Origin of the sequence: uncultured Thiodictyon sp., from assembly GCF_903828115.1 — a bacterium.
Classification (GTDB): domain Bacteria; phylum Pseudomonadota; class Gammaproteobacteria; order Chromatiales; family Chromatiaceae; genus Thiodictyon.
The window spans coordinates 1-9,296 of the sequence record NZ_CAIKKU010000777.1; the positions used below are offsets into that span (position 1 = coordinate 1).

11 protein-coding genes are annotated in these 9,296 nt (G+C 60.7%); 4 read left to right on the forward strand and 7 right to left on the reverse strand.

The features are described 5' to 3' along the window. Positions 1–189: 189 nt before the first annotated feature. The 4 genes from QZY48_RS28470 to QZY48_RS28485 form a co-directional block, all read right to left on the reverse strand. Positions 190–438, reverse strand: a complete 249-nt coding sequence (locus QZY48_RS28470) for a DUF2442 domain-containing protein (RefSeq protein ID WP_295437026.1) — start codon at positions 436–438, stop codon at positions 190–192. A gap of 333 nt (positions 439–771) precedes the next feature. Next, entirely contained in the window at positions 772–1,017 is a 246-nt protein-coding gene (locus QZY48_RS28475; protein WP_295437028.1) for a DUF2442 domain-containing protein, read from the reverse strand. Then, the gene (locus tag QZY48_RS28480; RefSeq protein WP_295437030.1) at positions 995–1,228 is read right to left on the reverse strand and encodes a DUF4160 domain-containing protein; all 234 of its coding nucleotides are present in this window, start codon (positions 1,226–1,228) and stop codon (positions 995–997) included. Before QZY48_RS28480 ends, QZY48_RS28475 begins: the two co-directional genes overlap by 23 nt. Before the next feature lie 479 nt (positions 1,229–1,707). Continuing rightward, complete coding sequence (locus QZY48_RS28485) at positions 1,708–2,235, reverse strand: hypothetical protein (protein WP_295437032.1); 528 nt, start codon at positions 2,233–2,235, stop codon at positions 1,708–1,710. Between the two features lie 124 nt (positions 2,236–2,359). Here QZY48_RS28485 and QZY48_RS28490 point away from each other — a divergent pair, with 124 nt between their 5' ends. Continuing rightward, entirely contained in the window at positions 2,360–3,562 is a 1,203-nt protein-coding gene (locus QZY48_RS28490) for an IS630 family transposase (RefSeq protein ID WP_295437034.1), read from the forward strand. Positions 3,563–4,039: 477 nt separating this feature from the next. Here QZY48_RS28490 and QZY48_RS28495 read toward each other — a convergent pair whose 3' ends face one another. After that, positions 4,040–4,615 carry a Uma2 family endonuclease gene (locus QZY48_RS28495; RefSeq protein ID WP_295437036.1) on the reverse strand — a complete coding sequence of 192 codons (576 nt, stop codon included), beginning with the start codon at positions 4,613–4,615 and terminating at the stop codon, positions 4,040–4,042. 228 nt (positions 4,616–4,843) lie between these two features. Here QZY48_RS28495 and QZY48_RS28500 point away from each other — a divergent pair, with 228 nt between their 5' ends. Continuing rightward, positions 4,844–5,179: a nucleotidyltransferase domain-containing protein gene (locus QZY48_RS28500; protein WP_295437038.1), complete on the forward strand. Its 336-nt coding sequence runs from the start codon at positions 4,844–4,846 to the stop codon at positions 5,177–5,179. Next, positions 5,169–5,579 carry a HEPN domain-containing protein gene (locus QZY48_RS28505; protein ID WP_295437040.1) on the forward strand — a complete coding sequence of 137 codons (411 nt, stop codon included), beginning with the start codon at positions 5,169–5,171 and terminating at the stop codon, positions 5,577–5,579. Before QZY48_RS28500 ends, QZY48_RS28505 begins: the two co-directional genes overlap by 11 nt. A 170-nt stretch (positions 5,580–5,749) precedes the next feature. On the opposite strand, the gene rho is transcribed toward QZY48_RS28505, so the two are convergent. Further along, entirely contained in the window at positions 5,750–7,006 is a 1,257-nt protein-coding gene (gene rho, locus QZY48_RS28510; RefSeq protein WP_100919563.1) for a transcription termination factor Rho, read from the reverse strand. Positions 7,007–7,279: 273 nt separating this feature from the next. Next, positions 7,280–7,606 carry a thioredoxin TrxA gene (gene trxA, locus QZY48_RS28515; protein ID WP_295437043.1) on the reverse strand — a complete coding sequence of 109 codons (327 nt, stop codon included), beginning with the start codon at positions 7,604–7,606 and terminating at the stop codon, positions 7,280–7,282. Between the two features lie 279 nt (positions 7,607–7,885). Between trxA and QZY48_RS28520 the strand changes: the two genes are divergently transcribed. Further along, positions 7,886–9,296: DEAD/DEAH box helicase (locus QZY48_RS28520; RefSeq protein ID WP_295437045.1), on the forward strand; the 1,411-nt coding region annotated here is incomplete at its 3' end.

Here is a 9,296-nt window from a genome sequence, read left to right on the forward strand (position 1 = left end):
CCTAAATCCGGGAATTGCTCACACAAAGACACAAAGAACACAAAGAAAAACAGATCATTCAAGGCGTTGAGCCGATCACCGCACGGGTGACCTCCTCGACCTACATATCGCGTTGAAAAGCTTTGTGATCTTTGTGTCTTTGTGTGAGAACTGCTCTTTCTGGAATTACCCCTGCTTCCCATATCATCGTTATGGTATATCTTCGCCATGCTGCCAAAGCTCATGCTCACTAAGATCAATTTCTGAGTTCCATGAGATTGCATAACCGCCTGGTTCTATCGCGACAGTCTGGAAAAAAGCTCCGTTCTTCAGCGGCGCAAACATTTCGCGGCCCATTAGGCAGTGAGTGTCGTACTTTTTCTTTTTCCCATTCGCGAACGTTACCAGGAGCAGATGGCCCTCTAATGGTATAACGCTTTCGATTGTTGGCGAGATCATGGCTATTGCAGAGGCGGCAATTTACGGAATTCCTGGCTTTCCCATAACGGCCAGCCCAAAACCGCGCTGGCAAGGTCTTTAAGTTTACTGCCGAACTCGGCGCGCGGGGCTTCGGGTCGGCACTTTGGCACTTGTTAGTGCCCTATTCTTCGTCAGGTAGAGTGGATACCCTGGTTCGGCCCCCGGTTCCCCTCTGTTCGGACCCTGACCGAGCGGCTGGCGTCCAGCTTGGTATCGAATTGGCGGATCGCCCTTCGGGCATCTGCCCTACGAGTTACGAGCTACGAGCTGATCCCGACATCCGACCCCTATATTCTTTGTCACATCTCGCAACTAGGCGGCTTGTCTTTCAGAATGGAAGGCAAGCATGCTTTCAATGCTCAACTGGTAGTCCAGATCGGGCCACTCGATGCCGGTGCCATGACAGATGAAGACGCAATTCTTCAGTTCACGCATGGTTGCCGACTGGAGATCGGTATACCACAGCATCGGGGTTGAGATGATTCTGCCATCCTCCAACTCGACATGAAGGAAGCGATCATCGAAGTGGACAGCCTTACCTTTGACGGAACCAGTCATCCCATGTTGCCTCGAATGCATCGTTGTTTTCTCGAATGATCTGAGGGGCCTTCATCAGGTCTTTCGGTTTCATGAAGTTACTGACGACGCGAAAAGTTGAAAGTTCAACTTTCGCATAGTCCTCCGCCTTCGCCACATGGACATGCTTCGGCTCGTGCTCGTTGGCATAAAAGAAAAACTTGAAGCCGTCTCTTAGAAGCAATGTCGGCATAGTCTATCGCTCACACAGAAAAGGGTACTGACCCTTTTTCCCTGACCCTTTTTCCCGCCTCTTCAAAGGTAACCCTATGTTCGCGCAGATTAGCTCTCGCCTTTTTTGGGTCCCACTCGAAGCTCATGATTTCGCCGGTTTCTATTGCTTGATACTGCCCGTCGCGGCAGTCGTAGTTTGGCACTCACCTGGAGTGCTTAGGCAGCGAAGACAAAAGGCAAGACCTCACCCCATCCCTGCTTACATCCCTGCTTATGTTAGGCTTGTTTTCATGGCCGCACCAATTAAGTAAACTGTCACCGGAACCACCGGAACTCTGCACGATACTAGCCAGTTAACTCCGACCCTGATGGCGCGCGCTCGCTCTTTGGCCGCCCGTTAGGCAATCGTTGTATTCACAATCGAGCCTAGTTCCGTTTCCGCTATTTTCCGCTATTCCGTGGCATCCTTTCCGTGACCTCCTCTACCATCTATCGCACTCACCGCAATTTTTCAGTGATTTGGGCTTTGCACAATTCAAGGTTATCGATATACCGTTTTCTAGCAGAGTCAATCAACTGTAAACTTATTGCATCGCTCTTACTCTTGTTAAATAGTTTTTCCTGCCAGAAGCTACGACCCATCATAGCTGCGCCGAAACAATAGCCAAGCGGCTCGAATACAGAATCGCCAAACATATTTTCTGCCTTTTCCTTAATCTGATTTAGTGCCACGCTATGATCATGAAGCGCTTTGAAATCTCCCTTTCTCAAAATAGAATCAGAGTTGCCGATTCGCTTCTCCAGCATTTCAATTAGCCTTATAGCCTCCGCTTTTGTTGGCAATTTCGGCGTGCTCTCTTTCGGTACCTTTGGTTCTTGGTAACTTGATGTGTTTTCGTTCTTAGATCTCAAATGTGTATCCGGCGGGCTAACTTTGATCGGCTCTGGATGCTGTTGCGCGTTCAATATTCCACATGAAGTTGCCAGGAAAAGGACAAAAGCGAATTTAATATCGAGTTTTATCATCGGGCAAACGTTCACTGAGCGAAACATGCGCGCCTAACTAGTACCGCAGGATGAAAATCCTAATACCGCTTCTGAAAAGTTAGTAGTAAAATGGAAATTTTCCTCACCTGTTCGGGTTTTTGCGATGCCCCTGCTTCGTCCTGCCCCTGTCCTCGTCACCGATCGCGAGCGTGAACAACTGGAGTCGCTTGAGCGACAAGCGACCTGTCCACAGCAGTTGGCCCTGCGTGCGCGGATTATCTTGCTGGCGGGTCAGGGTGTCGGCGTGCGGCCGACGGCGGATCAACTCGGCATCGGTCGCTCCACGGTCCAGGGGTGGCGGCGGCGGTGGTCGGAGAACCCTGATGCGAGCGTCGCGGAACGGTTATCCGATGCGCCGCGCTCCGGCACCCCGCCCACGTTCAGTACGGAGCAGATCTGCACGATCGTCGCGTTGGCCTGCGAGGCGCCGCAAGACAGCGGGCGGGCGATAACGCATTGGACGCAATGGGAGATCGCCGACGAAGCGATGAAACGGGGGATTGTCGATTCGATCTCCGCGCGCTCCATCGGGCGCTTTTTGAAAGAAGCGGACCTCAAACCGCATCGCTCGCAATACTGGCTGAAGGCCAAGCCCGACGCGCAGTTCGCGGAAAAATGCCAGGACATTTGCGAGGTCTACCGTCTCGCACCGGCGCGGGCGGCGGAGGGGATCAACACCAAATCGATTGACGAAATGACCGGGATTCAAGCACTTGAACGAATTGCTCCGACCCAGTCGATGACCTCGGGGCGCGTCGAGCGCCGCGAGTTCGAGTACATCCGCCACGGCACCCACACCCTGATTGCCGAGTTCGATGTCGCGACTGGAAAAGTGACTTGGCAACTCGGCCCAACGCGAACCGAGGCCGATTTTACTCACTTCTTATCCCCCATGATCGCCGAGTGCTCGCAGTGCTCGCCACCGGTGCAGTTGCACTTAGTCATGGACAATCTCAACACCCATTCCTCCGAGTCGGTCGTGCGTTTAGTGGCCGCTGGCATCGGTTTTGAAGGCGACCTCGGGGTCAAAGGCAAGTGCGGAACTCTCCAATCCGTGGCAACCCGCCAAGCGTTCTTGTGCGACCCTACTCATCGCATAGTTTTTCACTTTACGCCGAAGCATAGTTCGTGGCTGAACCAGATCGAAATCTGGTTCTCGATCTTGATACGCAAAGTCATTCGCCGAGGGAATTTCTTATCGGTTGACGACCTGTGCCAGAAAATCAACAACTTCATTGATTATTTCAACAAGACGATGGCTAAGCCATTCCGCTGGACCTACCAGGGAAAGCCGCTGGTTGCTTAGATTGAAATGGTCCGAGCACTTCCATCATGCGGTACTAGATTTCGGCGGACGAACTACCTCATAACCCGCCGGGTCGCCGCTAGTGGATCAAAAATCCGTCTGACTGTCAAGACTCTGGGCGCGCCCGTGCGCTGCACCGTTAGTGGTTTCGGCGGCAATCTTGCCGCCTAAACCACACTGCGGGACAAAGAGCGTTCCGCATAAATCGGCACTTCCTGGGGAGACGAGCGAAATTTACTCTTTTAGTCAATGTACTGCCACCACCGCGCGCGGTGCTGGTCGTGCGTTATGCGGCAACTTTGCCGCCTAAGAAAGCCATGCCGAAGATAGTTGCCGCCTGAACCGTCGCGCCCCGTTGTTCCCTGTCCGCGAAATATTTCTTGAAGACAGTCGGTTATCGCTGTCTCAAGTCGCGGGACGGCGGTTGATGCGGCATCAGGGCGCCACGCCGAGCGGCCGAGCGCGACTGATCCCGCTCTACGCGCTCGCTGCCCAGAGATCGGCCAAATTGATTGTCACCGCATCGAAGGGCGCGACCGATACCTGCGCCGCGCCGGCAAAGCGGCCGATCTCGCGCCAGGCGCCGGCTTCGAGGGCGTAGGCTTCCAGGGTGTGCGCGATGGGATCGAGCAACCAGGCGTAGGGAACGCGGAACTTCGCGTAGATCGGCATCTTGACCTTGCGGTCCTTGCTCTCGGTCGACAGGGAGAGGACTTCACAGACCCAATCGGGCACGACTTCGATGCGATGCACGGGGGGATGCTTGATCATGCGCTCGCGCCGCCAGCCCGCCAGGTCCGGAACATCGACCTCGGCATCACGGATGAGATGCAATTCCGGCTCATCGACGATCCACCAGCCGCCAGGGCCGCCGCGGCCCCGCTGGAAGGGTCCGATCAGTTCGTAGCCGAGCCCGGACGCCGTTACGACATGGGGCCAGGCCGGGCGTGGTTGGGTGTAGAGTTGGCCGTCGATGATTTCGCCCGTCAGCCCTTCGGGCAGGGCCTCCAGTTGTTCGTAGAGGCTGGGACGGGGTTTGATGAGTGCGTGCATGGCGCGGGCTCCCGGGCGGGTCGATTCGTAAAGGATACCCCGAGCGGGTGTGGGCGGGCCATCGGGCGGCCCGCTCCGGTGCCCGGAGGTGGTTGGTCCGCACAGCGGACCCTACGGGCGGTGCCAACCCGCAGGGTCCGCTGTGCGGACCGAGCGCCGTCGGCTTCCGCAGTCTGCCCCGGTCCCTGGTCTGCTAGACTGGCAGTCCAATCCCGATGGCACATGGTCATGACCAAACAGTCAGCACAGCAGGCGGCGTCCGCGGCGCAGTGGCTCGACACCGCGGTGGTCAGGCTGCGCTCGGCCTTTGATCCGAGCCTGGTGTTGCTCTTCGGTTCGCGCGCCCGCGGGACCGCGACCCGGCGCTCGGATCTCGATCTGCTCCTGGTGTGCGAGACGACGGATGGACCGCTGGAGCGCATCGGGCGGGTGCTGCGGCTATTACAGGACAGCCCCTGGCCGGTGGAGCCGGTGGTGCTGACCCCGGGGGAGCTTGCGGCCATGTCGCACCGGCCGTTCATCCGGCGCATTCTGGCCGAGGGGCGGGTGCTCTATGAGCGCTGAGCGGGTACGGGAGGACGCGGATCGCTGGCTACGTCAGGCGCGCGACGACCTGGAGGCGGCCGAGGCTTTGATTGCGGCGGGCAAATTCGCCCAGGCGGCCTTTCTTGCGCAACAGGCGGGGGAAAAGGCGCTCAAGGCCCATTGGTTCGGGAACGACCTGGACCCCTGGGGCCATTCGCTGACCCGGCTGATCCGGGACCTCCCGGACCACCTGGGGGCGGCGCTGACCGGGCTCCTGGATTCGGCCCTGGCACTCGATAAGCTCTATATCCCCACCCGGTATCCGGACGCCCTGGCGGGTCTGACCCCCGGGGAGGCATTCAACCGGGCGGAGGCCCAGGCGGCGGCGGGTCACGCCCACGCGGTGATCGATCGGGTATCTGCGCTGGTTGAATCCTGAGTTTCAGCCGTCACGCGCCCACCCGGGTCCGCACGGCGGACCCTGAGATACCGCGGCGCCGGATGATGGGCATCGCTGCGCTCTGCCCATCCTACAATCGGCGATCCCACCGGCCCCCATCCGACCCTACCCGTTCGGTCTGCCGCGCCCTGCGGTCCGCGCAGCGGACCCTATCCCTTCATCGAGTCGAAGAACTCCCCGTTGGTCTTGGTCGCCTTGAGCTTGTCGTGGAGGAATTCCATGGCGGCCAGTTCGTCCATGGGATGCAGGATCTTGCGCAGGATCCACATCTTTTGCAGTTCGGCGGCGGGCATCAAGAGCTCTTCGCGGCGGGTGCCGGAGCGGTTGATGTTGATGGACGGGAAGATCCGCCGCTCGGCGATCCGCCGGTCCATGTGGATCTCCATGTTGCCGGTGCCTTTGAACTCTTCGTAGATGACGTCGTCCATGCGTGAGCCGGTGTCCACCAGCGCGGTGGCGAGGATGGTGAGGCTGCCGCCTTCCTCCACGTTGCGGGCGGCGCCGAAGAAGCGCTTGGGGCGCTGCAGGGCGTTGGCGTCCACGCCGCCCGTGAGGACCTTGCCGGAGGAGGGGATCACGGTGTTATAGGCGCGTGCGAGCCGGGTGATGGAGTCGAGCAGAATGACCACGTCGCGCTTGTGCTCGACCAGGCGCTTGGCCTTCTCGATCACCATCTCGGCGACCTGCACATGGCGGGTGGCGGGCTCGTCGAAGGTGGATGAGATGACCTCGCCGCGCACCGAGCGGGACATCTCCGTGACCTCTTCCGGGCGTTCGTCGATCAGCAGCACGATCAGGTAGCAGTCCGGGTGGTTGTGCCCGATGGACTGGGCGATGTTCTGCAACATCATGGTCTTACCGGCCTTTGGCGGGGACACGATGAGGCCGCGTTGACCCTTGCCGATGGGTGCCACGAGATCAATGGTGCGCGCCGTGATGTCCTCGGTGCTGCCGTTGCCGATCTCCAGGCCGAGCCGCTTCTGGGGAAAGAGCGGGGTGAAGTTCTCGAACAGGATCTTCGATTTGGCGTTCTCGGGCCGGTCGAAATTGATGTCGTTGACCTTGAGCAGCGCAAAGTAGCGCTCGCCGTCCTTGGGGGGCCGAATCTTGCCGGAGATGGTGTCGCCGGTACGCAGTGCAAAGCGCCGGATCTGGCTCGGGGAGACATAGATGTCGTCGGGGCCGGCCAGATAGGAGGCATCCGCGGAGCGCAGGAAGCCGAAGCCGTCGGTCAGGATCTCCAGCACGCCGTCGCCGGAGATGTCCTCGCCGCGCTTGGCCTGGGCCTTTAGGATGGCGAAGATCAGGTCCTGTTTGCGGGAGCGGCCGACACCTTCGATTTCCATCGACTGCGCCAGTTCGACCAGCTCGGGCACCGGCGTTTTTTTCAGTTCGGTTAGATTCATTCGGGTCTTCTGAGGCAGAGGTCAGGGGAGGTGTTGGGCATCCCGCGAGGGAATCGGCGTCAAGGGGGGACGGCTCGGGGGGCTACACACCGCGCAGCGGCGTCCGGACGAACGCCGCGTGGGTTAATGGGGGCTCACCCGGGGCCACGGGGGCCACCGGGCGGGGCGCGCAACGACCGCTCGACGCGTCCTAAACGCCTATCACGGGAACCTTGTCGGACCCGGGCCGAACGCACGCAGTGGCCGCGGGCACCGGAGTCCGTCGGAAGAGGGTCAGAGATTGGTGTTGATGAAGGCCGTCAACTGGGACTTGGACACTGCTCCGACCTTTTCAGCAACAACCTCGCCCTCGCGGAACAACTTCAGCGTGGGGATACCGCGAATGCCATAGATCGGCGGGGTCTTGGGGTTTTCATCGATGTTGAGCTTGACCACCTTGAGGCGGCCGGCGTACTCGTCGGCGATCTCGTCCAAGATGGGGGCGATCATCTTACAGGGCCCGCACCAATCGGCCCAGTAGTCTACCAGGACGGGTTTGGAGGATTTCAGTACCTCATCCTCGAAAGAGACATCGGTCACATGGACGATGCAATCGCTCACTGAAGTCGGCTCCGTTTTGGTTTTGCGTGGTTGTCGGGGGACCGCGCCTCAAGGACCCGCGGGCTCGTTGGCCGGCTGGAGGTTCGGGCGGGGCCGGCCGGACGGTTTGGTCTGACTCGGGTAAACCCCGGCGCGCGCGGCGGCAGGGACAGGCGGGCGGCGGGCAAATTGGCGCGGATTTGGGCCCAGGAGTTAAGATGCTATTTGATCCAAAGCGCAAAGAATTTGCAAGCCTTGCCTTGGGTGAGGTCCGCACTTAGCGAAAAATAAAGGATTTCAATGACAGAGAAACACCTGACCGCTACCCGGTTCGACCACTTCGACCTGGATCTCAGTGTTCTTGAGGGGCTGGCCGATGCCGGCTTCACCCACTGCACCCCGATCCAGGCCGCCACGCTGCCCATCGCCCTGACGGGCCAGGACGTCGCGGGCCAGGCCCAGACCGGCACCGGCAAGACCGCCGCCTTCCTCCTGGTGATCCTGGAGCGCCTGCTGGCGTCGCAGCCGCCGCCGTCCAGCCACCAGTCTCAGCCGCGCGCCCTGATCGTGGCGCCGACCCGGGAACTGGCGGTGCAGATCCACAAGGATACCCTGTTGCTCGCCCGTCACACCGGATTTCGCGTGGGGCTGGTGTTCGGTGGTACCGGCTACCAGGAGCAGCGCGACCACCTGGCCGCCGGGGTCGACATCCTGATCGGCACCCCCGGGCGCCTGATCGACTACTTCAAGCAGCACGTCTTCAGTCTCGGCCGGGTCGAGGTGGTGGTCCTGGACGAGGCCGACCGCATGTTCGACCTGGGCTTCATCAAGGACATCCGCTTCCTCCTGCGGCACATGCCGCCCCCGGAGGAGCGCCTGGGGATGCTGTTCTCCGCGACCCTGTCCTACCGGGTCCTGGAACTCGCCTACGAGCACATGAACAATCCCCAGCTCGTGAAGATCGAGTCGGAGAAGATCACGGCCGACCGGGTGCGTCAGCGCTGCTACATGACCGCCAATGCGGAGAAGATCCCGCTGCTGATCGGGTTGGTGCGGACCTGGGAGGCCCCGCGGGTGATGGTCTTCGTCAACACCAAGCGGGAGGCCGACCGGGTCTGGGGCTACCTCCAGGGCAACGGCATCGCCACCGCCGTGCTGTCCGGCGACGTGCCCCAGAAGAAGCGGTTGAAACTGCTGAAAAGCTTCACCGACGGCGACCTGCCGGTCCTGGTGGGCACCGATGTCGCGGCGCGCGGCCTGCACATCCCGGACGTGACCCATGTGGTCAACTATGACCTGCCGGAGGACGCCGAGGACTATGTCCACCGCATCGGGCGCACCGCCCGCGCCGGGGCGGCCGGCGACGCCATCAGCTTCGTGTGCGAAACCTATGCCTTCTGCCTGCCTGACATCGAGCGCTTCATCGGCGCCAAGGTGCCGGTGACGCCGATGGAGTCGTCCCTGTTGCCCGAGATCGACTATCGCAGCCGGTTGCGTCCGGACCGGGAGGATCGGGAATACCGTTCGGACCGCGACGGCCGCGGTCCCCGCCCCGGCGGCGGGGCGCCTAGCCGTGACGGGCCGCGTGGTCCCGCGCGCGACGGCCGCGGCGCTCCCCCCGGTCGCGGCCGTCGGGACGCACCAGGGAGTGGGGAGCGCCCGCGCCCAGGGTCCGAGGAACGGCCGCCGGCCGCGGAGCGGGAAGCGGCCG

Bases quoted from the DNA above. Each gene is read 5' to 3' on its own strand.
- QZY48_RS28470 (WP_295437026.1), bottom strand. From the start codon at position 438: ATGATCTCGCCAACAATCGAAAGCGTTATACCATTAGAGGGCCATCTG.
- QZY48_RS28475 (WP_295437028.1), bottom strand. From the start codon at position 1,017: ATGACTGGTTCCGTCAAAGGTAAGGCTGTCCACTTCGATGATCGCTTC.
- QZY48_RS28480 (WP_295437030.1), bottom strand. From the start codon at position 1,228: ATGCCGACATTGCTTCTAAGAGACGGCTTCAAGTTTTTCTTTTATGCC.
- QZY48_RS28485 (WP_295437032.1), bottom strand. From the start codon at position 2,235: ATGATAAAACTCGATATTAAATTCGCTTTTGTCCTTTTCCTGGCAACT.
- QZY48_RS28490 (WP_295437034.1), top strand. From the start codon at position 2,360: ATGCCCCTGCTTCGTCCTGCCCCTGTCCTCGTCACCGATCGCGAGCGT.
- QZY48_RS28495 (WP_295437036.1), bottom strand. From the start codon at position 4,615: ATGCACGCACTCATCAAACCCCGTCCCAGCCTCTACGAACAACTGGAG.
- QZY48_RS28500 (WP_295437038.1), top strand. From the start codon at position 4,844: ATGACCAAACAGTCAGCACAGCAGGCGGCGTCCGCGGCGCAGTGGCTC.
- QZY48_RS28505 (WP_295437040.1), top strand. From the start codon at position 5,169: ATGAGCGCTGAGCGGGTACGGGAGGACGCGGATCGCTGGCTACGTCAG.
- rho (WP_100919563.1), bottom strand. From the start codon at position 7,006: ATGAATCTAACCGAACTGAAAAAAACGCCGGTGCCCGAGCTGGTCGAA.